General features: G+C 67.8%; 22 protein-coding genes. 15 read left to right on the forward strand and 7 right to left on the reverse strand.

What is annotated here, in order from left to right:
- Positions 1-110 precede the first annotated feature (110 nt).
- Both VGP60_RS27540 and VGP60_RS27545 read left to right on the forward strand, forming a co-directional pair.
- On the forward strand, positions 111-1,763 hold the full coding sequence (locus VGP60_RS27540) for an ABC transporter permease (protein WP_414640417.1): 1,653 nt from the start codon (positions 111-113) through the stop codon (positions 1,761-1,763).
- Positions 1,763-2,776 (forward strand): ABC transporter ATP-binding protein, encoded by a 1,014-nt coding sequence (locus VGP60_RS27545; RefSeq protein WP_327551019.1) that lies wholly within the window; start codon positions 1,763-1,765, stop codon positions 2,774-2,776. The genes VGP60_RS27540 and VGP60_RS27545 overlap by 1 nt, the downstream gene beginning before the upstream one ends.
- A 528-nt stretch (positions 2,777-3,304) precedes the next feature.
- Here VGP60_RS27545 and VGP60_RS27550 read toward each other — a convergent pair.
- The 3 genes from VGP60_RS27550 to VGP60_RS27560 are packed head-to-tail and all read right to left on the reverse strand — an operon-like array spanning position 3,305 to position 6,275.
- Positions 3,305-4,192: an ABC transporter permease subunit gene (locus VGP60_RS27550; RefSeq protein ID WP_327551020.1), complete on the reverse strand. Its 888-nt coding sequence runs from the start codon at positions 4,190-4,192 to the stop codon at positions 3,305-3,307.
- On the reverse strand, positions 4,189-5,190 hold the full coding sequence (locus VGP60_RS27555) for an ABC transporter ATP-binding protein (RefSeq protein ID WP_327551021.1): 1,002 nt from the start codon (positions 5,188-5,190) through the stop codon (positions 4,189-4,191). The genes VGP60_RS27550 and VGP60_RS27555 overlap by 4 nt, the downstream gene beginning before the upstream one ends.
- Positions 5,187-6,275 (reverse strand): LolA family protein, encoded by a 1,089-nt coding sequence (locus VGP60_RS27560; RefSeq protein WP_327551022.1) that lies wholly within the window; start codon positions 6,273-6,275, stop codon positions 5,187-5,189. The genes VGP60_RS27555 and VGP60_RS27560 overlap by 4 nt, the downstream gene beginning before the upstream one ends.
- A gap of 157 nt (positions 6,276-6,432) precedes the next feature.
- On the opposite strand from VGP60_RS27560, the gene VGP60_RS27565 reads away from it, so the two are divergent.
- The 3 genes from VGP60_RS27565 (at position 6,433) to VGP60_RS27575 (ending at position 9,007) form a co-directional block, all read left to right on the forward strand.
- Positions 6,433-7,152 carry a response regulator transcription factor gene (locus VGP60_RS27565; RefSeq protein WP_327551023.1) on the forward strand — a complete coding sequence of 240 codons (720 nt, stop codon included), beginning with the start codon at positions 6,433-6,435 and terminating at the stop codon, positions 7,150-7,152.
- Positions 7,149-8,480 (forward strand): ATP-binding protein, encoded by a 1,332-nt coding sequence (locus VGP60_RS27570; protein ID WP_327551024.1) that lies wholly within the window; start codon positions 7,149-7,151, stop codon positions 8,478-8,480. Before VGP60_RS27565 ends, VGP60_RS27570 begins: the two co-directional genes overlap by 4 nt.
- A 131-nt stretch (positions 8,481-8,611) precedes the next feature.
- Positions 8,612-9,007, forward strand: a complete 396-nt coding sequence (locus tag VGP60_RS27575; protein ID WP_327551025.1) for a (deoxy)nucleoside triphosphate pyrophosphohydrolase — start codon at positions 8,612-8,614, stop codon at positions 9,005-9,007.
- On the opposite strand, the gene trpS is transcribed toward VGP60_RS27575, so the two are convergent.
- Entirely contained in the window at positions 8,991-9,956 is a 966-nt protein-coding gene (gene trpS / locus VGP60_RS27580) for a tryptophan--tRNA ligase (protein WP_327551026.1), read from the reverse strand. The two genes, VGP60_RS27575 and trpS, sit on opposite strands and share 17 nt — an antisense overlap.
- Before the next feature lie 333 nt (positions 9,957-10,289).
- Here trpS and VGP60_RS27585 point away from each other — a divergent pair, with 333 nt between their 5' ends.
- Entirely contained in the window at positions 10,290-10,589 is a 300-nt protein-coding gene (locus VGP60_RS27585; protein WP_327551027.1) for a YciI family protein, read from the forward strand.
- A 72-nt stretch (positions 10,590-10,661) separates the two neighbouring features.
- On the opposite strand, the gene VGP60_RS27590 is transcribed toward VGP60_RS27585, so the two are convergent.
- Positions 10,662-10,817, reverse strand: coding sequence for a hypothetical protein (locus tag VGP60_RS27590; protein WP_327551028.1), 156 nt, complete (start codon positions 10,815-10,817; stop codon positions 10,662-10,664).
- A gap of 189 nt (positions 10,818-11,006) precedes the next feature.
- On the opposite strand from VGP60_RS27590, the gene typA reads away from it, so the two are divergent.
- From typA to VGP60_RS27615, 5 genes are all read left to right on the forward strand, one after another.
- Positions 11,007-12,947, forward strand: a complete 1,941-nt coding sequence (typA, locus tag VGP60_RS27595) for a translational GTPase TypA (protein WP_327551029.1) — start codon at positions 11,007-11,009, stop codon at positions 12,945-12,947.
- Between the two features lie 491 nt (positions 12,948-13,438).
- Positions 13,439-15,127 (forward strand): ABC transporter family substrate-binding protein, encoded by a 1,689-nt coding sequence (locus tag VGP60_RS27600; RefSeq protein WP_327551054.1) that lies wholly within the window; start codon positions 13,439-13,441, stop codon positions 15,125-15,127.
- Positions 15,128-15,421: 294 nt separating this feature from the next.
- Entirely contained in the window at positions 15,422-17,233 is a 1,812-nt protein-coding gene (locus VGP60_RS27605; protein WP_327551030.1) for an ABC transporter family substrate-binding protein, read from the forward strand.
- 185 nt (positions 17,234-17,418) lie between these two features.
- A complete protein-coding gene (locus VGP60_RS27610) occupies positions 17,419-18,435 on the forward strand; it encodes an ABC transporter permease (RefSeq protein ID WP_327551031.1) in 1,017 nt (338 codons plus the stop codon).
- A 1-nt stretch (position 18,436) separates the two neighbouring features.
- On the forward strand, positions 18,437-19,363 hold the full coding sequence (locus VGP60_RS27615; RefSeq protein ID WP_414640418.1) for an ABC transporter permease: 927 nt from the start codon (positions 18,437-18,439) through the stop codon (positions 19,361-19,363).
- Positions 19,364-19,888: 525 nt separating this feature from the next.
- On the opposite strand, the gene VGP60_RS27625 is transcribed toward VGP60_RS27615, so the two are convergent.
- Positions 19,889-21,670 (reverse strand): ABC transporter ATP-binding protein, encoded by a 1,782-nt coding sequence (locus VGP60_RS27625; RefSeq protein WP_327551033.1) that lies wholly within the window; start codon positions 21,668-21,670, stop codon positions 19,889-19,891.
- A 162-nt stretch (positions 21,671-21,832) separates the two neighbouring features.
- Here VGP60_RS27625 and mshB point away from each other — a divergent pair, with 162 nt between their 5' ends.
- From mshB to VGP60_RS27640, 3 genes are read left to right on the forward strand one after another with little or no spacing between them, the layout of a single operon-like run.
- On the forward strand, positions 21,833-22,669 hold the full coding sequence (mshB, locus tag VGP60_RS27630) for an N-acetyl-1-D-myo-inositol-2-amino-2-deoxy-alpha-D-glucopyranoside deacetylase (RefSeq protein WP_327551055.1): 837 nt from the start codon (positions 21,833-21,835) through the stop codon (positions 22,667-22,669).
- Positions 22,656-23,114, forward strand: a complete 459-nt coding sequence (locus tag VGP60_RS27635; RefSeq protein WP_327551034.1) for a hypothetical protein — start codon at positions 22,656-22,658, stop codon at positions 23,112-23,114. Before mshB ends, VGP60_RS27635 begins: the two co-directional genes overlap by 14 nt.
- Positions 23,107-23,925, forward strand: coding sequence for a hypothetical protein (locus VGP60_RS27640; protein ID WP_327551035.1), 819 nt, complete (start codon positions 23,107-23,109; stop codon positions 23,923-23,925). The genes VGP60_RS27635 and VGP60_RS27640 overlap by 8 nt, the downstream gene beginning before the upstream one ends.
- Here the strand turns inward: VGP60_RS27640 and VGP60_RS27645 are convergent.
- Positions 23,909-24,679, reverse strand: a complete 771-nt coding sequence (locus VGP60_RS27645; RefSeq protein ID WP_327551036.1) for a site-2 protease family protein — start codon at positions 24,677-24,679, stop codon at positions 23,909-23,911. The genes VGP60_RS27640 and VGP60_RS27645 overlap by 17 nt on opposite strands.
- Positions 24,680-24,911: 232 nt before the next feature.
- Between VGP60_RS27645 and VGP60_RS27650 the strand changes: the two genes are divergently transcribed.
- The gene (locus VGP60_RS27650; protein WP_327551037.1) at positions 24,912-25,235 is read left to right on the forward strand and encodes a WhiB family transcriptional regulator; all 324 of its coding nucleotides are present in this window, start codon (positions 24,912-24,914) and stop codon (positions 25,233-25,235) included.
- Positions 25,236-25,272 lie beyond the last annotated feature (37 nt).

A 25,272-nucleotide genomic window follows, 5' to 3' on the forward strand; every position in this document is an offset into this window, starting at 1 on the left:
CAGGGCGTCGATCTTCCCGCCGGCTGGGCGCAGGTCGCGCCGCTGCCGGAGAAGCCGGCCGCGCTCGACGGCGCCAAGGTGCTGGCGGGCCGCGAAAAGTGGATCGGCCAGTGGCGCACGCTCTTCGAGGGATAACCGCCAGGGGAAGCGGTCTGGGCCTCCTCGCGGTGGTCCCGATCGGCTTCCTGGTGGTGTTCTTCGCGTGGCCGGTGGCCGCGATCGTCGGCCGGGGCTTCTCGGCCGGCGGCGTCGCGAGTGTGGTGACGGATGCCGAAACCTGGAAGCTCGCGGGTTTCACGGTCGCGCAGGCGGCCGCGTCGACGGTTCTCGCGATCGTCGCCGGGCTGCCGGTGGCGTTCCTGCTGTCGCGGGTCCGGCTGCCGGGCATCGCGTTCGTCCGGACGCTGGTGCTGGTGCCGTTCGTGCTGCCGACAGTGGTCGTCGGGCTCGCTTTCCGCGCGCTCTGGCCGGACGGCGGCGTCACGGCGATCGTGCTGGCCAACGCGTTCTTCAACGTCGCTGTCGTGGCGAGGACCGTTTCCGGACTGTGGGGACATCTCGATTCCCGGGCGGTCGACGCCGCTCGTGCGCTCGGCGCGTCGCCGTGGCGGGCCTTCCGCTCGGTGACCCTGCCGACGCTGGCGCCCGCCATCGCGTCCGCGGCGGCGGTGGTTTTCCTGTTCTGTGCCACCAGTTTCGGGGTCGTGCTGATCCTCGGTGGCGCGAAGTACCGGACGCTCGAGACCGAGATCTACCTCCGCACGGTGAACCTGCTCGACCTTTCGGGCGCGGCGGCGCTTTCGCTCGTCCAGTTCGCGGCGGTGGTCGCGGCGCTCGCCGTCGGCGCGGTGGCTCGTAAGCGCCGCGAGACGGCGTTGCGGCTGCGTTCCGGGTCGGAGACCGCTCGCCGGCCGGAAGGCGGGGAGTGGTGGGTCGTCGCGGCTGGGTGCGGGGTGCTGGGGCTGCTGGTCGCGCCGATCATCGCGCTGCTGGTCCGCTCGGTGTCCACTTCGGACGGTTGGAGCTTCGCCGGCTACCGCGCGCTGGCGGGCACCGGAATACAGAACACTTTGCAGGTCTCGGGCTGGGACGCGGCGATGAACTCGCTGCGCACGGCGTCGGACGCGACGATGCTCGCGATGATCATCGGTGTGCTCGCGTCGGTGGTGCTCGTGGCCCTGCGCCGGACTCCTGGACGTCTCGCGCGCGCCGCGGGCGAGACGATGGATGTCGCGCTGATGCTGCCGCTGGGGGTTTCGGCGGTGACGGTCGGCTTCGGCTATCTCGTGACGCTGAGCGCGTTGCCCGGTGACCTGCGGACGTCCCCGCTCCTGGTGCCGCTCGCGCAGGCGCTGGTCATCATCCCGCTGATCGTGCGGATGGTGCTGCCGGTGCTGCGTTCGGTGGACGACCGGCTCCGCCAGGCCGCGGCCACGCTCGGCGCGTCCCCGGCTCGGGTGTGGCGCGAGATCGATCTGCCGCTCACGATCCGCTCGCTGGTCGCGGCCGCCGGGTTCGGTTACGTCGTCGCACTGGGCGAATTCGGTGCGACGAGTTTCCTCGCGCGCCCGGATTCGCCGACGCTGCCGGTGGCCGTCGCGACGCTGATCGCGCGGCCGGGGGAGTTGAACAACCAGATGGCTTACGCCGCCTGCGCGCTGCTGATGGTGGTGACGGCGGCGGCGGTCGCGGTGATCGACAGACTGGGGTCGGCTCGTGGGCGCTGGTCTTTGAATGGGCACAGCTCGGTAGGGGAGTTCTGATGGCGTTGTCCGTCTCGGGTCTGACCGTCCACTATGGATCGTTCGAAGCTGTGCGCGATGCCCGGCTCGAGATCGCCGACGGCGAAGTACTGGCACTGCTCGGGCCGTCCGGCTCGGGCAAGTCGACGCTGTTGCGGGCGATCACCGGGCTCGAACCGGCGGTACGCGGCAAGGTGAGCTGGGACGGCGACGACCTCGCCGGGGTCCCGGTGCACGAACGCGGTTTCGGGCTTGTTTTCCAGGACGGCCAGCTGTTCCCGCATCGCGACGTCGCCGGGAACATCGGGTTCGGGCTGCGGATGCACCGGGTACCCAAGGCCGAACACGCGGAGCGGATCGCGAAGCTGCTCGACCTGGTCGGCCTGAGCGGATACGAGCGGCGCCGGGTGACCGAGCTGTCGGGCGGTGAGGCCCAGCGGGTGGCGCTGGCTCGCGCGCTCGCGCCGGAACCGCGGCTGCTCTTGCTCGACGAACCGCTTTCCGGCCTGGACGCCGGACTGCGCGAGCAGCTGGCCATCGACCTCGCGGAGTTGTTGCGCCGCAGCAAGATCACCGCGCTGCTGGTCACCCACGACCAGGAAGAGGCGTTCACCCTTGCCGACAGGGTCGCCGTGCTGGAGCGCGGTGAGATCCGCCAGGAGGGCGCTGTCCGCCGCGTGTGGAGCCGTCCGGTCGACGACACCGTCGCGACTTTCCTCGGCGTGACGACGATCCTTCCGGGCACCGCGTCGGAGGGCATTGTGCGGTGCTCGCTGGGTGAGGTCCCGGTCGACGGCGTAGTGGACGGCGACGTGCGGCTCGGCTTGCGCCCGAACGCGCTCAGGTTGTCGGACAAGGGAATTGCCGGGGACGTCGCCGGAGTGGTGCACCGGCGCGAGCACGTCCGGTTGGTGGTCGAACTCGGGAAAGACCTGCCGGCGGTGGACGCCATCGCTCCGGTGACCGCGGACGTCCAGCCTGGTGATCGAGTCCGGCTCACTCTCGACGCGGACGGAATCGCGCTCCTCGGCTGAGTTTTCGCCACCCATTGGAGTGAACTCCCCAAGATCACCAGCTGTCCCGGGGCGCCGCGCGTGCCCACCCGGATGTCCCATCAAGGATTTCCGCGGCAGATCAAACGGCCCAAGGCGCGGCTACCGGTGGTGGAAAGGCACCCCCGGCGCAAACACGAACGAGTTACACGTTTTAGGGTGGGAAGATTTTCACGGCGCCGAATATCGGCGGAGCGAGCCCGCGGCGGAGTTTTGACTTGACGCCAACAGCGCTGAAAACCTGTTGTGGCTCCCGGGAAACACCGGAAAATCCAATCAAGGAGTTCTCTCATGCAGATGTTCGTCCAGCACGCGCACCACGGTCACGACATCGTCACCGGCATCCTCGCGCACCTTGCCCACGTGCTCGGCTGGCTCATCTGACCCAGTTCGGAAATGGTCCGTGAAGGCCACATTGAGGGACGCTGAGTCGCCCACCCGTCTCCCACCACCACCCTCAACGGAGACGCTGCGCGCACTGCCCTGATTCGATGTGGCCTTCACGGACAGTTAGCCGTCGCGGGTGGTGAGGCGTGCGTAGGCGAGTGAAAGTGCGATAGCGATGTAGCAGGCGGCCCGGAGCGCGCCTTCGCCCAATTGGGCCGACGCCATCGGGTCCTGCAGTACCTCGGTCAGCGCCGAGGTCCAGTTCTGGTTGAGCAGGAACGGATGCAGCCAGCTCACCGCGTCGAGATAACCGAGGATCTGGAACACGATGTTCCCCGCCAGCACCGAAACCACGACCAGCATCGGGTGTTCCGTGCACGCGGAGATGGCCAGCGCGACCGCGCCGACAGCCCAGAGTTGCAACGTCACCCAGGCGACGGCGATGAGGATCCGGCCCAGCGCGTCCCACAGCGAAAGCGTGGTCCCCGAGATGGTGAACAGCGAATCCGTGCCGTTGATGATGAGCCCGGTGATCACCCCCGTGACGGCCATCGACAGCACGGTCACCAGCGCCACCGTGGCCACACCGAACGACTTCACGGCCAGCAGCCGCCCCCGGCTGACCGGCGTCAGCAGCCAGCCCCGCAGCGTCCCGTGTGCGGTCTCGCCCGCGATCGCGTCGGCTCCGGCCATCGCCGCGGCGAGCGGCAAAAGCAGCGTCAACGTCATGACCAGCGCGGCGATCGGCAGGACGAACCCGTTGTTCACCGCGGTGGCCAGCAGTGCGCCGCCGCCGTCGCCCGGTCCGCCCCCGCTACCACCTCCAGCGTTCGTGTCCACCAGGGTGAGCCCGACGCCGATCACGACCGGGATCACCGCGAGCATGGCCAGCACGATCAGCGTCCGCGGCCGCCGGAAGATCCAGCGCAGCTCGGCGCGGATCAGCCGGCTCATCGGCACGGTGTCGTGACCGGTCCGGATTTCGGGCTGGGGCGCGAGAACCTGGGTCATGACGCCCCCTCGGTACCATCCACTGTGGACGGTTCGTGTTCGGTCAGCCTGGCGAACAGGTCTTCCAGGCCGGTCCGCGCCCGCGTCGCTTCGTACAGCCGGACGTCGGCCCGCACCAGGATCGCGAACACGTCCGGCGGAGTCGTCGCGGTGAGGTCCACCCGGACCCCTTCAGGCGTCAACTTGCTGGTGATCCGCTGTTCCCGCAACGCTTCGACGGCTTCGGCACTGTCCGGAGTGGACACCAGCAGTGCCGGGCTCCCGGACTCCAGCAGCTCGGCGAGCTCGCCCTGGGCGACGACTGAACCTTCGTGCAGCACGGCGACATGCGTGCACGTCGCTTCGACCTCGGCGAGCAGATGCGAGGACACCAGCACGGTGACGCCGTCGGCGTGCAGCTCGCCGATGATCTTGCGGATTTCCCTGGTACCGGCCGGATCCAGCCCGTTGGTCGGCTCGTCGAGCACGACCATCCGGCGGGGCACCAGCAGTGCGCTGGCCAAGCCGAGCCGCTGCTTCATCCCGAGCGAATACCCCTTGTATCGCCGATGCGCCGCCCCCGACAGCCCGACGCGCTCAAGCGCCGCCTCGACCGCACCCGAGATTCCCGCCGATGACAGGCGCGGCTCGGCCGCCGCCATCCGGAACAGGTTGTCCCGCCCCGAAAGGAAAGGGTGGAAGCCCGGCCCTTCGACCAGCGCGCCGACGTCCGGCAGGGCGTGGCCTGCCCCGTCGGGCATGCGGTGGCCGAGCAGCTCGACCTCGCCTGCCGTCGGCCTGACCAGGCCCAGCAGCATGCGGATGGTGGTGGTCTTGCCGGAGCCGTTCGGACCGAGCATCCCCAGTACCGCGCCCTCGGGTACGTCCAGGTCGACCTGGTCCACGGCCACCGCCTGGCGATAAACCTTGCGCAGCCCCCGAGTCCGCGCGGCCAGCGGAACGGACGGCGTGGACGCCTCCGAAGAGACGTCCACGCCGCGGATGGCCGTACTGGTCACTTGGCGGCCAGTGCTTCGAACAGCACCTGCTCCGGGACCGCGCCGGCGGCGAACCGGCCGTCGTCGGTCAGGATCGCGGTGCCGACCTTCGTGGTGATCGCGTAGCCCGAGCCCCAGGTCCCGTTGACCGGCTTGCCGATCCGCGAGAGCAGCGCCTTCGGGTCGACCGACTTGCCCTGCTTCGCTTCGGTGCCGCTCGCCGGCTTGCCACTCAGCAGGTCCGCCGGGATCGTCCCGGTGACCACGGTGTCCCAGCCGTCGCCGACGACCTTGACCGCCTGCTGCGCCTTGTCGAGTTCGTTCTTCGTGGTGTCGTCGAGCTTCGGCTGCGACTCGGTCACCTTGGCGCCCTTGGGCGGGGTGAACTGGAACTGCGCGGCGTCCTGCGGGCCGAAGCTGACCTCGCTGAACGCGATCTGCAGCGCCGGGTCCGCCGAACCGTTGGTCAGGACGTCGAGCCGAAGCGGCAGCCTGGTCTCGGAGTCCACGGCGACGCGGATCTCCCGCAGCAGCGTGCGCTCGGTCGGCTTCGGGGTCAGGACGAGTTCGTACGCGTCCCTGCCCGCCACGCTCGCGGTGCCGTCGACGGCGACGGTGCTGGTCTCGCGCATCGTCGCCAGTAGCTGGGTGGCCGCCGTGGTCGGGTCGGTCATCTTCTCCGTGGCGTTCGGCTTCTCCAGCGCGTCGGCCGGGACCGTGTGCTTGGTGACGGTGTTGTTGCTGGAGCTGTAGTCCCAGACGGTCGTGCCGTCGTGGGTGATCGTCTCCTGGGTGTTGCCTTGGTGGATGGCGACCTTGCTACGCCCGTTGCCGTCGTTGTAGACGTCGGCGGAGTCCAGGTTGAGCACGCCCGCGCCGGGCACCATGTTCAGGCCCGGCAGGCCCAGGTTGTTGGTCACCTTGACCTTGCCGGCCAGCGCCGGTGTCTTCGCCGTCGCGACGGATTGCACCAGGCTCTCCGCGCTGACCGCGGGCAGTGTGGGTGCGGCTCCGGCGGTCGCCGGCATGGCGATCACGGCGAGTCCGCCGATCCCGAGCGCGCTACCCAGTACCGCGGCGGTGATGGCCTTCTTCTTCGGCTCCATTGCTTCTCCCTGTGTCCGACGAGCTCCATAATCCCCGTATTTCGGTGGCTCGTCTCCTCAACCGAGGCTGCCCCCTGACGGCTGAGATACCGCTCAGGATGGGCCTGTTTGGCTGAGATGACGCTGAGAGCGTGCACGTGAGCAGCGAAAACCGGGCATGCTGAGGATCGTGAAACCTCGGGTGCTGGTGGTAGACGACGAGTTGGGCGTGCGCAAGGCGCTGCATCGCGGCCTGCGGGCCGAAGGAATGGACGTGGTCACCGCCGCGGACGGGCCGAGCGCGTTGCGGCTCGCGCAGACGGGCTCGTTCGACGTCCTGCTGCTCGACATCATGTTGCCGGGCCTGTCCGGCTACCGCGTTCTGCAGCATCTGCGTGCACAGGGCGTGCGGACGCCCGTGCTGCTGGTCTCGGCCAAGGACGGCGAGGTCGACCAGGCCGACGGCCTCGACCTCGGCGCCGACGGATACCTGGTGAAGCCGTTTTCGTTCGTCGTCCTGGTGGCGCAGGTGCGGGCGCTGCTCCGCCGGGTCAGCAACGACGGCTCGCGCGGGCCGCTGCGGATCGGCCCGCTGCTGGTCGACCGGGCCACTCGTGAGGTCCGCTGGCACGAAGAGCCCGTCGCGTTGAGCCCGCGGGAGTTCGCGCTGCTCGAAGTGCTCGTCGGCCGCGCGGGGACGGTGGTCACCAAGGACGAACTGCTTCGCGCGGTTTGGGGTGACGAGCAGGCCGCGACGCGCAACGTTGTCGAGGTCTACGTCGGATATGTGCGGCGCAAGCTGGAAGCAGTCGGCGCGGGTGCGCTGCTCCGGACCGTGCGGGGGCACGGCTATCTGGCCTCCGACGCGCAGCTCGACGAGGTTATGAGCCCGGGTTGATCCTGTCTCCCTCCTGGTGGCGGCGTCGGTCGCTGCGGTTCCGCATCACGCTGCTCGCCGCGGCCGTCACCTTCGTCTGTTTGCTGGGCCTCGCGCTGATCGCGGGGACCACGGTCGGCCCGCTGCTGACCCGCTCGGTCGACAACGAGCTCGGCTCGGCGCTCACGACGGCGCAAGCCCAGGTCAGCGCGGGTAAGCCGCCGACGCTCGTGCCCGGCATGGCCGTGCGGGTGCTCGACACCGCGGGCGATCCGGTGGACGGTCTTCCGTCGCCGGCGCTGAGCCCGGACGAGGTCCGCAAGCTGAAATCCGGCCAGCGCGTGCACAGCGAAGGCACGGTGGGGCCCGATTGGCGCTGGCTCGGGACGGTGGTCAGCGCGCCCGACGGCCGGCAACGGCTGGTGGTGACCGGCGCCGGGCTGGTCGGGTTCGCCGCGCTGGTGCACAGCGGGTCGACCTGGTTGCTGGTCGTGGCGCTGATGGGTGGCCTGGTGGCGGCGCTGGCGACCTGGTTCGTCGTGCGGTCGGCGTTGCGGCCGGTGGCGAGGATGCGCGGCTCGGTGCGGGCGCTGCCGCCGGGCGAGCGGCTCCCGTTGCCGGTTTCGCACGACGAACTCCGTGAGCTGGCGGCCGAGTTCAACGCTTTGCTTGCGCGGCAAGAAGAAGTGAGCGAACGGCTGCGGCGGTTCACCGGCGACGCGGCGCACGAGCTGCGGTCGCCGGTCGCGTCGATCCGCGTCCAGGCCGAAGTCGCCGTCGCCAACCCGGACGCCGACCTCGCGCACGAGACGCTCGAAGACATCCTTGCCGAGGCGGAACGGCTTTCGTCGCTGTTGGACGCGCTGCTCGCGCTGGCCAGGTCGGACGCGGGGGAGATCGCGCCCGCCAGCCCGGTCGAGCTGGTCACCGAGGCCCGTGCGGCCGTCGCGAGGATGCCCGCCGGCTCACCGCAGGCGCGGGTCAGCGGTGTGGCCGGGCAGGTGTGGGCGCACGCGTCGCACAGCGAAGTCGAGCTGGTCCTGAACAACCTGCTGCGCAACGCCTGCCGCTACGCCGAGAGTCAGATCGTGGTTTCGGTGCTGGCGCGGCGTTCCACGGTCCGGATCGTGGTCGACGACGACGGCCCCGGGATCGCGCCGGAGCACCGCGACCACGTCTTCGACCGGTTCTACCGCGTGTCCGACGACCGGGCGCGGTCGTCCGGTGGCACCGGGCTGGGCCTGGCGATGGTCGCCGAAGCCGTCCGTCGCCGCGGCGGGCAGGTGCTGGTGGGGGAGTCGCCCGAGGGCGGGGCCCGGTTCCAGGTGACCTGGCGCGCGAGCGGCTGACGCGGACGGCTGGGGCGGACGGCACCGCTGGGGCAGACGAGGGGTCAGGCTCGGCTGGGGTGGGTGGGTCGTGAGTGTTTACGAGTGTTCTAACACTCGTAAACACTCACGAGCGGCTAGGGTCCCGGCGCGTGACCGTTGTGATCGTCGGAGCCGCCATCGTGCGCGGCGGGACCCTGCTCGCCCAGCAACGCGCCTGGCCCGTCGACGCGGCCGGGAAGTGGGAGCTGCCCGGCGGCCGCGTCGAGCCCGGTGAGTCCGAAGTGGACGCACTGCGCCGCGAATGTGTCGAGGAGCTCGACGTCGAGATCTCGGTGGGCGAGCGGGTCGGGCCGGACGTCGGCCTGCCCGGCGGGAAGGTGCTGCGCATCTTCGCCGCCGGACTGGCCGAGGGGGAACCACGGGCCGTCGAACATCTGGAGCTCCGCTGGCTGACCTCCGACCAGCTGGTGAGCGTCCCGTGGCTCCCCGCCGACGAGCTGCTGCTCCCCGACCTGCGCGCCCTGCTCGCTACCCCGCTCCGATAAGGCGCAGCGCGGACTGCAGGCGGTGTTCGCCTCGCTCGGCCGCCCTCGCCGCACCGGCCTTGCGGACCCTGTCGAGCTCCGCGGGGTCCTTGAGCAGCGCGTTCGCACCTTCCCGCAAGGGCCGCAGCGTTTCGACGACAGCTTCGGCCGTCGCCTCCTTCAGCGCGCCGTAGGACTTGTGCTCCGCGGCGATCCCGGCCGGATCGCCCCCGGTGCACGCCGCCAGGATCTCCAGCAGGTTCGCCAGCCCCGGCCGTTCTTCCGGCTCGTACGCGGGGACGCTGAGCCCGTCGGTCACCGCGCGCTTGATCTTGCGCCGGATCTGGTCGGGCTCGTCGAGCACGAACACGACCCCCGCCGAGTCCTGGTTGGACTTCGACATCTTCCGCGTCGGGTCGGCGAGGTCGCGGACACGCGCACCCGACGGCGGCAGCACCGCCTCCGGCATGGTGAACACCTCGCCGTAGGTGGTGTTGAACCGGCGCGCCAGCGTCCTCGCCAATTCGACGTGCTGGCGCTGGTCCTCACCGACCGGCACCTCCGACGCCCCCGTGAGCAGGATGTCCGCGGCCATCAGCACCGGATAGGTCAGCAGGCTGAGCCGGACCCCGGCCTGGCCTTTCGACTTCTCCTTGAACTGGATCATCCGCGCGGCTTCGCCGTAACTGCAGGTGCATTCCAGTATCCAGGTGAGGGCCCCCAATTCACGCGCGATATCGGACTGCACGAATACCCGGTCCGGTGAGATGCCCGACGCGATGAGCACCGCCAGCTGCTCCCCGGCCAGGGACCGGAGTCTCGCCGGATTGTGCGAAGTCGTCATCGCGTGCAGGTCGGAGACGAAGTAAAGGTCCTCCGGCTTGCCCTCGGCGGCCCAGCGGCGGATCGCCCCGAGGTGGTTGCCCAACTGGATGTGGCCGGACGGAGTGATGCCCGAAAGCCTGGTCATGATTTCTCCCCTTGGTCTCGCCGCGGGCGATACGGGAAGCCTTGGGACACAAAAAAGGCCGCCCGATCGGGCGGCCTGGTGTGCGTTGTTCAGCGCACAGTTTCAGAAGCCGCCTGCCGGCGGCCACCACTGTGCGATGCGTGAGTGCATGGGGTGAGCATAGCGGACGGCGGCCCGCTGCGGCCAGTAAAGGTCATCGGAATGTAAAGCAGGGCAAAGGAATTGCAATTCGAAAACGCTGTTTTCACGCATTCGTGGGTGGTGGCGTCAATAGTGCGCATCAACACGCTAACAGCGGATGGCGGTGCCAAGAATCGGGTCTACCGTTGAATCATGTTCATCGCGCTGCTCAACCACACAGCACCCATAGAAGAAGTCGACTACCTGCTGGCGGACCACGCTGAGTGGCTCGCCCGGCACTTCCAGCAAGGTCATTTCCTGGCCGCCGGGAAGTGCGCCGCCCCCGCGGACGGCGTCATCCTCGTCCGCCCGATGTTGCGGGGAAAGCTCGACGCCGTGCTCGCCACCGACCCGTTCGTGGTGCGGCACCTGTCGAAATACGAAGTGATCGAATTTTCCGCCACCAGGACCGCACCGGAACTGCGGTTGATCAACGAGGCTCTCGTCCACTAGTGGCCGGCGGTCATTCGACGAAGAATGGCCGCCCCGTACCCAAGATCATCGCCATCTGTCGACAGATGGCGGCTAAGCGGCGACGGCGAACTTCAGCTTGGCCTTCTTGAGCGCGAGGACCGGGCACTTCTTGCAACGGGACTTCGAGCGGCAGCACTTCTTCTTGACCTTGCCGGCCTTCATGAGCCTGCGGACCCGCGCCTGGGGGTCACTGTCCTTCTTGCCCACAAATCGCTCCGCGTCGTCGCCGAATCCGAGCCTTCAGGTTAGGTGAGGCTAACCGATCATGGGGCGTGGGCCTGCTCACAATTCGGCTACGGGTATCCTGGTGTAGTCCGCGTGTGGCCAGAGTTGGCCGCTGCATGCCTCAAGAGCAGCGCGGCCACCACACCGACCTTTAAGTTCAGGAGTCTTCGCGTGCCCGCAGCCAGTGTCATCGCCACCGAAACCGGCTTGTCGGACCCCAGCAAGACGCGGCCCGATATGCGTAACGTCGCCATCGTCGCACACGTCGACCACGGCAAGACCACGCTGGTCGACGCCATGCTGCGGCAGTCCGGCGCCTTCGCCGACCGTGCCGAGCTCGTCGACCGGGTCATGGACTCGGGCGAGCTCGAGCGGGAAAAAGGCATCACCATTCTCGCCAAGAACACGTCCATCCGCCGTCAGACAGATGACGGTCAGGTGACCATCAACGTCATCGACACCCCCGGCCACGCCGACTTCGGCGGTGAGGTCGAGCGCGGCCTCGCCATGGTCGACGGCGTCGTGCTGCTCGTCGACGCGAGTGAAGGTCCGCTGCCGCAGACCCGCTTCGTCCTTCGCAAGACCCTCGAAGCCGGTCTGCCGGTCATCCTGGTGGTCAACAAGACCGACCGCCCGGACGCCCGGATCGCCGAGGTCGTCTCCGAGACCCACGACCTGCTGCTCGACCTGGCTGGCGACATCGAAAACGCCGACCTCGACGCCATCCTCGACCTGCCGATCGTCTACGCCTCGGCGCGGGCCGGCAAGGCGAGCCTCGAAGCTCCCGCCGACGGTGAGATCCCCGACAGCGAGAACCTTGACCCGCTGTTCGCGACCCTCATGCAGCACGTTCCGCCGCCCTTCGCGGACAAGGAAGGCCCGCTGCGCGCCCTGGTCACCAACCTCGACGCGTCGAACTTCCTCGGCCGGATCGCGCTCATCCGGATCCACTCCGGCAACCTGCGCAAGGGCCAGAACGTCGCCTGGATGCGCGAGGACGGCTCGGTCCAGACCGTCCGCATTTCCGAGCTGCTGATCACCGAAGCGCTCACCCGCGTCCCGGCCACCGAGGCCAGCGCCGGCGAGCTCGTCGCGATCGCCGGTATCCCGGAGATCACCATCGGTGACACCCTCGCCGACATCGAGAACCCCGAGGCGCTGCCGCGGATCTCCGTCGACGAGCCCGCCATCTCCATGACGATCGGTGTCAACACCTCGCCGCTGGCCGGCCGCGCCGGTGGCGACAAGGTCACCGCCCGCCTGGTCAAGGCGCGGCTGGACCAGGAGCTGATCGGTAACGTCAGCATCAAAGTCCTGCCGACAGAGCGTCCCGACACCTGGGAGGTCCAGGGCCGTGGCGAGCTGGCGCTGGCCATCCTCGTCGAGCAGATGCGGCGTGAAGGCTTCGAGCTGACCGTCGGCAAGCCGCAGGTGGTCACCCGGGTCATCGACGGCAAGCTCCACGAGCCGTTCGAGCGCCTGTCCATCGACTCGCCCGAAGAGCACCTCGGCAGCATCACGCAGCTGCTGGCGGCGCGTAAGGGCCGCATGGAGCACATGAGCGGCCACGGCACCGGCCGCATCAAGCTCGACTACGTGCTCCCCGCGCGTGGCCTGATCGGTTTCCGGACCGACTTCCTCACCGAGACCCGCGGCACCGGCATCGCGAACCACGTGTTCGAGGGCTACTTCCCGTGGGCCGGCGAGATCCGGACCCGCCACAGTGGCTCCTTGGTCGCCGACCGCTCCGGCCCGATCACCGCGTACGCGATGATCCAGCTCGCGGACCGCGGCACCTTCTTCGTGGAGCCCGGCGCCGAGGTGTACGAGGGCATGGTCGTGGGCGAGAACCCGCGCGCCGAGGACCTCGACATCAACATCACCAAGGAGAAGAAGCTGACGAACATGCGTCAGTCCTCCGCCGACGTGATGGAGACCCTCGCGCGTCCCCGCAAGATGGGCCTGGAAGAGGCACTGGAGTTCTGCTCCGTGGACGAGTGCGTCGAGGTCGCCCCCGACGTCGTCCGCATCCGCAAGGTGACCCTCGACTTCGGCACCCGCGCCAAGGAGCGCTCGCGCAACAAGAACCGCAACGAAGGCGCCAACGGCTGATCTTCTTTGGCCACACAGGGCCCCCGATCGTTTTCCACGGTCGGGGGCCCTGTGCTGTCCCCGCCATCGAGCGCCGGCCAGGTGACCCACCTCACTCCGCAGCACATTCCCCCAAAGCGGCGTTGGGGGCACTCAACGCCCCCAACGCCGCTTTGGGGGAATGTCACGGCTCGAGGGGCTCGGTGGGGGTGGCCACGGTTCGCCGTGGCCACCTGAGTCCGTCCCGGCTCGGTAGCTCGAGACTTGGCCCTGCTCGGGTCTCGACCAGGGGATCGAAAGGGGCTGGAGCCGACGGAACCGGGAGGGGGCCCGGTGCGTCCCCCGTATAGCGGTATCGGATCCGGTAACCGGGGTTTACACCCTGTCTGGCAATCTCGCTACCGCGGTAGGTGCCGCCATGGCAGCATGGCGGGCTCAGGTGGCAGCTGGAGGGATCAAACGTGCGGGCGAAGCCCTGGACTACGGGACCGGTGCTGGTACTCGTGGTGGCCATGCTGGGGGCCTGCAGCAACACTCCGCCGCCTCCGGTGGTGACCACGCCGGTCGCCTCGTCGTCTCCGACGCCCGTGGTGACGCAGTCGCAGATCGTGGTGGGGGTCGACGACGTCATCGGCGGGTACAACCCGCACAACCTGGCCGACGCCTCGACGATCACCACGGCGTTGTCGCAGTTGCTGCTGCCGTCGGTGTTCCGGCAGAAGGACGACGGCACGCCCCAGCTCGACAAGAATCTCATGGTGTCGGCTTCGGTGATGTCGGAGCTGCCGTTCACGGTGGCGTACGAGATCTCGCCGGCGGCGTCCTGGTCGGACGGGGCGCCGATCGCGGCGGAGGACTTCGACTATCTGTACCGGGCCATGCGCGACGAGCCAGGGGTGATCGGGGCCGCGGGGTACCGGCTGATCTCCGGGATCCAGTCCCGCGACGGTGGCAAGCGGGTCGAGGTGAGCTTCGCCAAGCCGTATCCGGGCTGGCAGTCGTTGTTCTCCGACCTTCTGCCCTCGCATCTGCTGAAGGACGCGCCGGGCGGCTGGAAGGGCGCGCTGGCGACCAGCTTCCCGGCGGTGGCGGGGCCGTTCTCGGTCAAGACCCTCGACATCGGCCGCGGTGAGGTCATCCTCGAGCGCAACGACCGCTACTGGCAGAAGCCCGCCGCGGTCGACAGGCTCATCCTGCGCCGCGCCGACCAGATCGGGCTCGCGGCGGCGCTGCGCAGCGGGAACGACCAGTTCACCATCGCCGGTACCGACGCGAACGGGCTCAAATCGCTCACCGACATCGGCGAGACAGTCCAGGTCCACACCGTCGCCCGGCCGTTCGTCGCCGACGTCCTGCTCCGCCCGGTCAGCGCGACGCTGGCCGACGACCAGGTGCGCGCCGGGGTCGCGGCGGTGCTCGACAGGGCCAAGCTGATCGCCGAAGGCACCGCGGGCGGCCCGGCCTCGAACCTCAAGGCCGACGCGCTGACCAAGCCGCCGTCGGCGCCGGGTTACGCGCCGACGATCCCGTCCACCGGCCCGCCGGCCGCCCCGGACGCGGACAAGGCGACGAGCCTGTTCGAAGCCGCGGGGTACGTGAAGGAGACCGGGACCTGGCGCAAGGCGGGCAAGACGCTTTCGCTGGTCATCGCCTCGCCGGGCAAGCTGGAGCCCTACGCCACGATGGCCAAGGAGTTGTCCAAGCAGCTCATCGCGGCCGGTATCGAGGTCAACGTGGTCAACCCGGAGCCGCGTGAGCTGTTCTCCACGCTGCTCGCGATGCCGGTGGTCGACGGGCTGCAGGTGTCCACCCCGGACGCCGGTGGCAGCGTCGGCGTCGACATCGCCGTCGTGCCACAGGCCGTCGGCGGGGACTCCGCCACGGTGCTGGCGTCGACCTTCGGCTGCCGCCCCGGCCAGTCTTCGGAGGACAAGGCCAAATCGGTCGTACCAGGCAACTCCGCCGCATTCTGCGACGACAGCCTCCAGACGACGATCGATTCGGCACTGTCAGACGAGACAACTGCCCCGGAAGCCCTTTCCTCCCTCGAGACGGAATTGTGGCGCAGAAATGTCGTCATTCCGTTGTTCCAGCTCGCCGATACGCTCGCGATCGGGTCCGGCATTTCCGGCGTAAGCCCTGGTCCCCCGATGGTGGGCCCATTCGGGTCGGCGGTGAACTGGACCCGCGGCGCCAAGTAGTTGCTGCGCCAGGTGGTCTCAAGACACGCGCTCGGCCGGGTGGTCTAAACCCTTCGTTTGAGTATCGGAACGATTCCATCGCGTAACCAATGTATTTCTGAATGTCAGCCCGAAGTCACCCTTTGGTCACGATCGCCCCTCAAGTGGTGACTCCGTGTGCTTTTCCTTTCTACCGTCCACCCGCAGTGCGCCAAATGAGTGTCGCTTGGCGTGTCATAAGCTCCGGCCCAATATCCGGAGCGGTGTGGGTCCTTGTTCCGACGTCAAGGACCCAGTGCTAGGAGGGCACACTTCATGAGGAGATCCAAAGCAGTCTCTGCTTGGTCCATGGTGGCCGCGGCCGCGCTCGTTCTGAGCGCCTGCAGCAGCGGCTCCGACAGTGGGTCCAGTAGCGACCAGAACGGCTCGGCCGGCGATGTCAAAAGCATGGCGGTGGGCAAGGCCGAGAGCGGCGACAACTTCAAGCTGGCCAACACGCCGCCCTACGAAGGCACCGTGACCGTCGGTATCGACGACGGCTACTCGGGGTACAACAACGACACCCCGGACACGAACAGCTCCTACAACACCTATGTGCTGACCGCGGTGCTCTCCGGCGCGGACGTGCTCGACGGCAACAACAAGGTGCTGCTGAACAACGACGTGTTCGACTCGTGGACGGTCACTTCGCCGTCGCCGCAGGTCGTCGAATACAAGTTGAAGCCGAACGTCAAGTGGTCGGACGGCGCCGCCTTCGACTGCAAGGACCTGTACTTCTCCTGGCTCTCGCACAGTGGCAAGGCCAAGGGCCCGGACGGCACGCAGGCCTTCACCTCGGCGTCGGTGACCGGCTACGAGCTGATCAGCGACGCGACCTGCAAGGACCCGCTGACCTTCGAGACGAAGTACAGCTCGCCGTACCTCGACTACAAGGGCCTGTTCAACTCGACGGCGATCATGCCGGCGCACATCGCCGAGGCCAAGACCGGCATCGCCGACATCACGAAGCTCACCCCGTCCAGTGACGCCGCCACCCTGAAGAAGCTCGGTGACTTCTGGACGAACGAGTGGAAGGGCTTCAAGAAGGACATCATGCCGTCCTCGGGCCCGTACATGATCACGGCCTTCGACGAGAACGCCAAGGCGGTCACGCTCGAGAAGAACCCGTTGTGGATCGGTGGCAAGGGTGGTCCGTCGAGGATCATCGTCCGCGCCATGGAAGACACCAAGGCGATGGCCACCGCGCTGCAGAACGGTGAGATCGACGTCGCCGCGTCCACGCAGCCGGACGCCACGGCGGCGGCCACGCTGAAGGGCCTCGCGGCCCAGGGTGTGACCTACGGGTCGGCTTCGCAACTGACCTTCGAGCACCTCGACCTCAACTACAAGCGCATGTTCGCCGACAAGGACCTCCGCAAGGCGTTCTTCGAGTCCGTCAAGCGTGACGAGATCACGGACAAGCTGCTCAAGCAGGTCCAGGCGGACGCCAAGCCGCTCAACGGCATCGTGTTCTTCCCGGGTGAAGAGGGCTTCCAGGACCTCTACAGCAAGAAGGCCGGTCTCGGTGCCGAAGTCGCGGCCAAGACACTGAGCGACGCGGGCTGGGTCAAGGGTGCCGACGGCATCTTCGCCAAGAACGGTGTGCGGGCTTCGGCCAAGATCACGCACAACCAGAACACGCGCCGCACCCAGACCGTCGAGATCATCATCTCGCAGGCCAAGCTGGCGGGTATCGAGATCAAGGACGAGACCGACGCGAACTTCCTCAAGGGTGGCCGCGTGAGCACGGGTGACTACGACATCGCCCTGTTCGGCTGGTCTTCGGCTCCGTTCAAGGCCGAGCAGAAGTCGATCTACATCACCAAGACCGACGAGAGCAGCCAGAACTACCAGGGCCTGTCCGACCCGGCGATCGACTCGGCGTTCCAGGAAGCCGTCTCGGCGACCGACGTCGCCGTGCAGACCGCCGCTTACCAGAAGGCCGACCAGGCCCTCGCGGACCAGTACGCCACCCTGCCGCTGTTCCAGACGCCGTCCATGTGGGCGTTCAAGGGCATCGACAAGACGTACATGCAGTCCTACAACGGTGTCCTGTGGAACGTTGGTGAGTGGGAGAAGGCCAACTAAGGCTTAACCGGCCTGGCTTTACTCTTTCTCTCAATGATCAACCTGGTGGGACCGGGGCCGAGCCACGAGCTCGGCCCCGGTCCCCTCCGGAAGTAGCTGTTGGCCGTAGCATTACCCGAGCTACGGTGACGGCCGGGCAAGGGGCCGGCGACTTCGGAGACCAGGCCCGGACGAGGAGCAGTTCGTTGAACCTGGTGATTTACATCCTTCGCCGCTTGGCGATATCGATCCCGGTCTTGTTGGTCGGGACGTTTTTGTGTTTCGTGATGGTCGCCGCCACCGGCGACCCGCTGGGTGAGCTGAGAAGCAACCCGGCCATCAGCAAGGAGTCCCTCGCCCAGACCGCCCACCAGCTGGGTCTCGACCAGGGCATAGTCCCTCGGTACTTCACGTGGCTCGGCAATTTCCTGTCCGGCGACTGGGGCATCTCGATCGCACAGGGCAACGCGCTGGCACCGGTGGCCCCCAAGGTGATGGCCGCCTTCGGGGTGACCTTCCAGCTTGTGGTCGGTGCCGAGATCCTCGCGCTGATCCTCGGTGTCGCGGTCGGCGTCCTGGCCGCGGTCAAGCAGTACTCCGTGGTCGACTACCTAGCCACCACACTGGCCTTCCTGCTGTTCTCGATGCCGATCTTCTGTGTCGCCATCGTGCTCAAGCGGTACGCCATCGAGATCAACGGCTGGGTCCGGGACCTGGGCCTGTCCGACTGGCTCGGCAACCCGTGGCTGCGGACGGTCAGCCCGGAGAACCTGAAAGCCGACGGTGTCGGCGACTTCCTCGTGAGATACGTCGGCGCCTTCCTGCTGCCGACGCTGTCGATCATGGCGATCAGTTTCGCGGCGTACAGCCGGTTCCAGCGCGCATCGATGCTGGAGACGCTGAACGCGGACTACGTGCGCACCGCGCGAGCCAAGGGCCTCACCGGCTCGCGGGTCGTGTTCAGGCACGCCTTCCGCAACGCGCTGATCCCGGTCACGACGTTGTTCTCGGTGAACTTCGCCGGCGTCCTGAGTGGAGCGATCATCACCGAGACGGTGTTCAACTGGCACGGCATGGGCGGTCTGCTCGTGGAATCCGTGACGAAGAACGACGTGAACGTGATGATGGGCTGGCTGGTCGTCATCGCTTTGACGGTTGTCGTCGCCAACCTGATCGCTGACCTGGTATACGGCATCTTGGACCCGAGGATTCGCGTTGGCTGACTTGAACTCGCTGCTCGCGAGCGACCCCTCAGCGGTCGCCGCCGAAGGCACCCTTCCCCCAGAAGCTCTTCCGGAGCCCCGTAGTCAGGGCAAGCTGGTCCTGCGCAAGTTCCTGCGCCACCGGCTCGCGATGGCCAGTACCGCGGTGCTGGTGCTGATCGTCCTGCTCTGCGCGATCCTGCCGATCTTCTGGTCGCACAACTACGAAGACAGCTCCAACCCGTCGTTCGCCGACCCGAGCGCGTCCTTCCCGCTGGGCACCACCCAGGTCGGCAAGGACATGGTGTCGCAGATCCTGCGCGGCACCCAGTACTCGCTCCTGATCGCGCTGACGGTGTCCATCCTCTCCACCCTCGTCGGTGTCATCTTCGGGGCGCTTTCGGGCTACCTCCGCGGTATCACCGACTCGGCGTTCTCGCGGCTGACGGACCTGTTCCTGATCGTCCCCCAACTGGCCGCCGCGGCGATCCTCGCCAAGGCGTTCGGCGGTGGTACCTGGTACATCGTCGCGTTGGTGCTGGCGTCGTTCGGCTGGATGCAGATCTCCCGCATCACCCGAGCCGAAGCGATGTCGTTGTCGCAACGGGAGTTCGTGGAATCCGCGCGTGCCTCGGGCGCGAGCACCAGCCGGATCATCTTCAAGCACCTGGTGCCCAACATGGTCGGCAGCATCACGGTGAACGCGACCCTCGCGGTCGCGCAGGCGGTGCTCGCGGAGGCGGCGCTGTCGTTCATCGGCCTCGGTGTCCAGCTCCCGGACACCTCGCTCGGCCGGGTCATCCTCGAGAACTACGCCCAGCTCCAAACGCGGCCTTGGCTGTTCTTCGGCCCGTTCGTGGTGCTGGTCCTTATCTCGCTCTCCATCAACTTCATCGGTGACGGCCTGCGGGACGCTTTCGACCCGCGGCAGCGCAGACAGAAGGCTTGACGCACCGGCGGCGGGTGACCCACGGGTGCCCGCCGTTCGTGTTTCCCGGGCTCCACGGTTCGCCGGAGTGTCCCCATGAACCTGCTGTACTACGTGCTCCGCCGGTTGGCCATCTCGGTCCCGGTCCTGTTCGTCGGCACCTTCCTGTGCTTCGTCATGGTCGCCGCGACCGGCGATCCACTCGGGACACTCAGGGGGCAGCCCGGCGTGAGCCAGGCGTCCATCGACGAGCTGTCCCACAAGCTCGGCTTGGACCAGGGCGTGGTTCCCCGCTACTTCACCTGGCTCGGGAACTTCCTGACCGGTGACTGGGGCACGTCGATAGCGCAGGGCAACGCGCTGGCCCCGGTGGCGCCCAAGGTGATGAAGGCCTCCTTCACGGCGTTCCCGGGGTCCGTTGGGGCGTTTCTGCTGGGTGGGTGGCTCGTGAGTGGCTACGAGTGTTCTAACACTCGTAGCCACTCACGAGCCACCGGCTCAAGTCGAGCCCTGCCACCCCACTGCTCTGAGGATGTCTCACATGCCCTAGATCGAGACGGGGGCGAGCTTTCCGGCTTCCCAGGCGGCGCGGCGTTCGGCCTGCAGCACCGGGTTCGCGACCGGGGCCGCCGACAGGAGACGGCGGGTGTAGTCCTGCTGCGGCGAGTGCAGCACCTGGTCGCGCGTGCCGACCTCGATCAGCTTGCCGCGCTGCATGACGGCGACGCGGTCGGCCAGCAGGTCGACGACGGCGAGGTCGTGGCTGATGAACAGGCACGCGAACTGCAGGCTCTGCTGCAGGTCGAGGAACAGGTCCAGCACCCTTGCCTGCACCGAGACGTCCAGTGCGGACGTCGGTTCGTCGGCGATGAGCAGCTGCGGGTCGAGGGCGAGCGCGCGGGCGATCGCGACGCGCTGGCGCTGGCCGCCGGAGAGCTCGTGCGGGTACCGGTTGCGGTAGTGGCCGCTGAGCTCGACCTTGTCCAGCAGGGTCGCGACGCGGTCGTTGAGCTCCTTGCCGCGCACGATCTTGTGCAGCACCAGCGGTTCCGCCACCGACTCGCCGATCGTCATCTTCGGGTCCAAAGTGGACGCCGGGTCCTGGAAGACGATCGAGAAGTACCGGCGCAGCGGCCGGAGCTCCTTGTTGGACAGCTTGGTGATGTCGCGGCCCGCGATGGACACGGTGCCCTCGGTGGCGCTGAGCAGGCCGATCGCGCACCTGCCCACAGTGGACTTACCGGAGCCGGATTCGCCGACCAGGCCGAGGATCTCGCCCTTCTTGATGGACAGCGAGACACCGTCGACAGCGCGGTTCTTCTGCTGGCCGCGGCGGCCGGGGAACTCGAGTACCAGGTCGGTGATCTCCAGCGCCGGCGCGGACACCTCGATCTGCGCTTCGAGCTCGGCGTCATCGAGGCGGATCTCCTCGGCGATCTTGACGGCTTCGGTGCTGTTCACCTTGATCGCGCTGTCGTCGAGCAGCCGCCGGTTCTCCGGGCGCTGGCCGAGCACCGGCACCGCGGCGAGCAGGCGGCGGGTGTAGTCCTGCTGCGGCGAGGCGAACAGTTCCTTCACGGGAGCCTGCTCGACGATCTCGCCCTGGTACATCACGACGACGCGGTCGGCGAGGTCGGCGACGACACCCATGTCGTGCGTGATGAGCACGATCGCGGTGTTCAGCGTGTCCCGCAGCTTGCGCAGCAGGCCGAGGATCTCGGCCTGGACGGTCACGTCGAGGGCCGTGGTGGGCTCGTCGGCGATGATCACCTTCGGGTCGCAGGAGATCGCCATCGCGATCACCACACGCTGCCTGAGGCCGCCTGAGAGCTGGTGCGGGTACTGCTTGAACCGCTCCGGCGGGTTCGGGATGCCGACCATCTCCAGCAGTTCGATGGCGCGCGCGTCGGCGGCGGCCTTCGAGATGTCCTGGTGGGAGCGCAGCGACTCGCGGATCTGCCAGCCGATCGTGTAGACCGGGTTCAGCGCGGTCATCGGCTCCTGGAAGATCATCGCGATCTCGTTGCCGCGGATCTTGCGGAGTTCCTTCTCCTTGAGCCCCGAGATGCCGTCCTCACCGAGGCGGACCGTCCCGGAGATCGTGCTCGTCTTGGGCAGCAGCCCCAGCACCGACATCGAGGTCACGGACTTGCCGGACCCCGACTCGCCGACGACGGCGACGATCTCACCGGGGGCGACGTCGAAGCCGATCCCCTTGACCGCGTCCACCGTGCCGTCTTCGGTCCTGAACGAGATTGTGAGGTCCGCAATGGACAGTACGGAACCGGAGATGCCGGCAAGGCTCGCCGACGATGCTTCTGTGCTCACCAGATGCCCTTCGTGGGGGTACGGGTTGTTGCCATGAGATGTACCCACGACTTCGTGTGGGTGTCTACCCACGACTCCGCGCGAGAATAACCGAGGTCGGGCGGGCAGGGCTCGGAGCACAGCAATTAATCTGAACCCGTGACCTCTGCGAGACACCGCAAGCTGCTCTTCGTCCATGCCCATCCCGACGACGAGAGCATCACCACCGGCGGCACGATCGCGCGTTACGCGGCCGAGGGTACCGAGGTCACGGTGGTGACGTGCACCCTGGGCGAGGAAGGCGAAGTTATCCCGCCTGACCTGGCACAACTCGGCTCGTGGGCGGCCGATCAGCTGGGTGGTTACCGCACCGGCGAGCTGACCCGGGCGGTCGCGGAACTCGGCGGGATCGGGCATCGCTACCTCGGCGGAATCGGGCGCTGGCGGGACTCGGGGATGGCCGGGATGCCGTCGTCGGCCCATCACCGCGCCTTCACCCGGGGCTCACAAGCGGAGCAGGTCGCGCAGCTCGCCGCGATCCTCGAAGAAGTGCGGCCGGAGGTCGTCGTCACCTATGACGATTTCGGGGGATATGGCCATCCGGATCACGTTCGCACCCACGAAATCACCATGAAGGCCGCGTCGAAAGCCGAATCCGTCCGGCGGGTGTTCCACACGGTCCACTCCGAGGAAGCCACCGCACGCGGGCTGGCCGAGCTGCGGTCGAGCGGAGCGGGGGCGTTCCGGGTGCCGGACGACGGCGAGCTGCCGGTGACTTCCGACGCGTTGATCACCACCCGCGTCGACATCGGCGCGTACCGGCCCGCGAAGGCCGCCGCGCTGCGCGCCCACGCCACCCAGGTGACGGTCGTCTCCGAAAGCTGTTTCGCGCTGTCCAACAACATCGCCCAGCCGATCCCGGCCCACGAGTTCTTCGTGCTCGCCACCGGCCCGGCCGAAGGCGCCGAGACCGACCTCTTCGGTGGCCTGGCGATCGAAGCAGGCGATGGCAATGGGTGAGCCCTTGACCGCCGAGCGTCGCGGCATGCTGGTCATGCTTGTCGTCGACGCCGTATTGCTGGCCCTGCTCGAACTGTTCTTCTTGCCGCTGCGCCTCGACGGCATCGTGCTGCCGAAGCTCGGCGACTTCCCGGTGCCGATCACCGTCGTGCTCGCCGCCGTCACCACGCCATGGCTGGTACTGAGGACCGCGAAACTGGTTCGTCCCGGACTTTCGTGGATTCCGCTCGTGGTTTGGGTACTCGTACTCATGGTGATGGGCCTGTTCGGTCCCGGCGGGGATCTCGTCCTTCTCCAGGACTGGCGGGCGCTGTTGCTCCTCGCCGGCGGGGCGTTGCCGGGCGCGCTGGCGCTCGGCGGCCGGCTCGCGTCGGCGGTGCAGGCTTCGGCGGTCAAGAGCGCGGCGGCCGAGGGAGGCACGCAGACAGGAGGCAAAGGTGGCTGAGGCCATTTCGGACGCTCAGGTGGTCGCGGCACTGAGGCCGTTCGTGCGCGGCTGCGGGCCGATGCTCGACGCGCTGCGCGAGTCCGACCCGATGGGCCTGCGGGCCAGGAGCGAGCGCGGGGAAGCCGACGACGAACTCGCCGCGCTGGAACACGGCCTGCGGGAAAAGCTGCTCAACGGGCTCACCTCGGTCAAGGTGCCCGGGACGGCCGCATGGGCCGCGATGGACGTCGACGAGCGCACCCACTGGTGGGTGAACCGGGTCGGCCGCTTCACCGCCCTGCTGACCTCCGTCCCGGGTCTCGGGGGAGCACTGGCCGACAGGCTGCCCATCCAGGACACCCTCGGCGCGGCCGCGCAAGGCCTGCTGTTGTGCGCGATCGCCGGCGAGCACGGGGTGCTGGACGTCGGCGACCGCGTCCGGCTGATCGCGTGGGTGCTGTTCGACCGCGACGTCGATCCGGTCCTCGTGGCAGGAAAGCGTGTCGCGCACGACGCGGAGGGGAAGTCGGCGGAGGACGCGGCGACGGAACAGCTGACCGAGGAATTGGACGAGTCGAAGAAGAAGCACGGCAAGATCACCCTGAAGGCGGCCGTCGGCACGCTGTGGCGGCTGGGCCGCTCGCTGCTGGGGATCGTGGAGGAGCTGGAAAAGCGGCCGCGCGGGCGGCTCTTCCACCGTGCACTCGGCATGTTGCCGATCGTCGGGATGGCGGGCGACTACCTCGGTGAGCGGTCGGGTTTGAAGCGCGTGGCGAAACGCGCGCACAAGTGGTTCGCGACGCAGGGCGGCGTCAGCGCCAGAACATGACGACGTACTGCCCGAGCTGAGCCGCGGAACCGCTTCCGCCGACGGCGTTGAAAAGTGAGAACGCCGCGTCCCAGAGGAGCGCGCTCGCGCCGGGCAATGCGAAGAGCAACGCGAACAGGATGAGCGGCGCCCACGGCCGGGCTCTCGCGCCGAGTTCCCGCGCCTGTGGTGAAAGGTACGGCTCGATCGCGCCGTACCCGTCCAGCCCGGGCACCGGCAGGATGTTCAGGATGAACGTCACGATCTGGAGCAGTGCCAGGTATGACAGCCCGACGGCGAGTCCCACCGGCAGTGAGACGAGCGAGACGACGAGTGCGAGCACGACGCCGATGCCGAGGTTGCTCAGCGGGCCCGCCAGCGACACCCAGGTCGACACCGAACGTGAGCGCAGGGCGCCCCTGTTGATCCAAACTGCCCCTCCGGGCAACGGAATCCCGCCGATCGCGAGGAACACCAGCGGCAACACGATCGACAGCACCGGGTCGGTGTACCTCCGGACGTCCATCGTGAGGTAGCCCTTGTCGGCGACGCTGTAGTCACCGCCCTTGTACGCCACCAGAGCGTGCCCGAATTCGTGCAGCGTCAGTGAGAGGACCCAGCCGCCGATCACCAGCAGGAAAACACCGAGGACGAGCAGGGGATCCCGGCTGATCACGCCGGAGCTGTCACCGAGGGATGCGATCACCCCACCTACGACTGTGACCGCGAGGATGCCGAAGAAGACAGGGCTCGGGCGTACTGCTGATCTCTGCACTCCTCCAGTCTTCCGTATGGCCTTTGTGAACTTTCGTCGCACCCGGTCGATCTCCTACGGCGTGTCCCCTTGCGCAACGCCGTTCGGGTATCCCCCAAACTTGGTACTCGGCTTGACCTGGCCGCACTACACAGGTGTAATCACATAGATGTCATTCGACGCTCCAGGGGGAGCGGCAGATGACGTTTCGACACCGCCAGCCTGGGGAGTGCGTGGAAGCGAGGAGGCGGACGTGCGGTTGGACGCCGAAGGAAAGGAATGGGGGCACGTAGTGGGTTGGGGAGAAAAGCCGGAGCAGGAGCCGGTAGATCTCACTGATCTCTTCGATGCCACCGAGGAGCAGGAATGGCAGGAGCGCGCCCTTTGCGCGCAAACGGATCCGGAGGCGTTCTTCCCTGAGAAGGGCGGCTCCACCCGTGAGGCCAAGCGGATCTGCCTGGGGTGCGACGTCAAGGATGACTGCCTTGAGTACGCCCTGGCGCATGACGAACGCTTCGGCATCTGGGGTGGCCTGTCGGAAAGGGAACGCCGCAAGCTCAAGAAGCGCGCGGTTTAGCTCTCAATCGTGGGTTACCCGTTCGGCGACGGGGTCA

The sequence above is a fragment of the Amycolatopsis sp. genome, from assembly GCF_036008905.1.
Taxonomy (GTDB): Bacteria; Actinomycetota; Actinomycetes; order Mycobacteriales; family Pseudonocardiaceae; genus Amycolatopsis.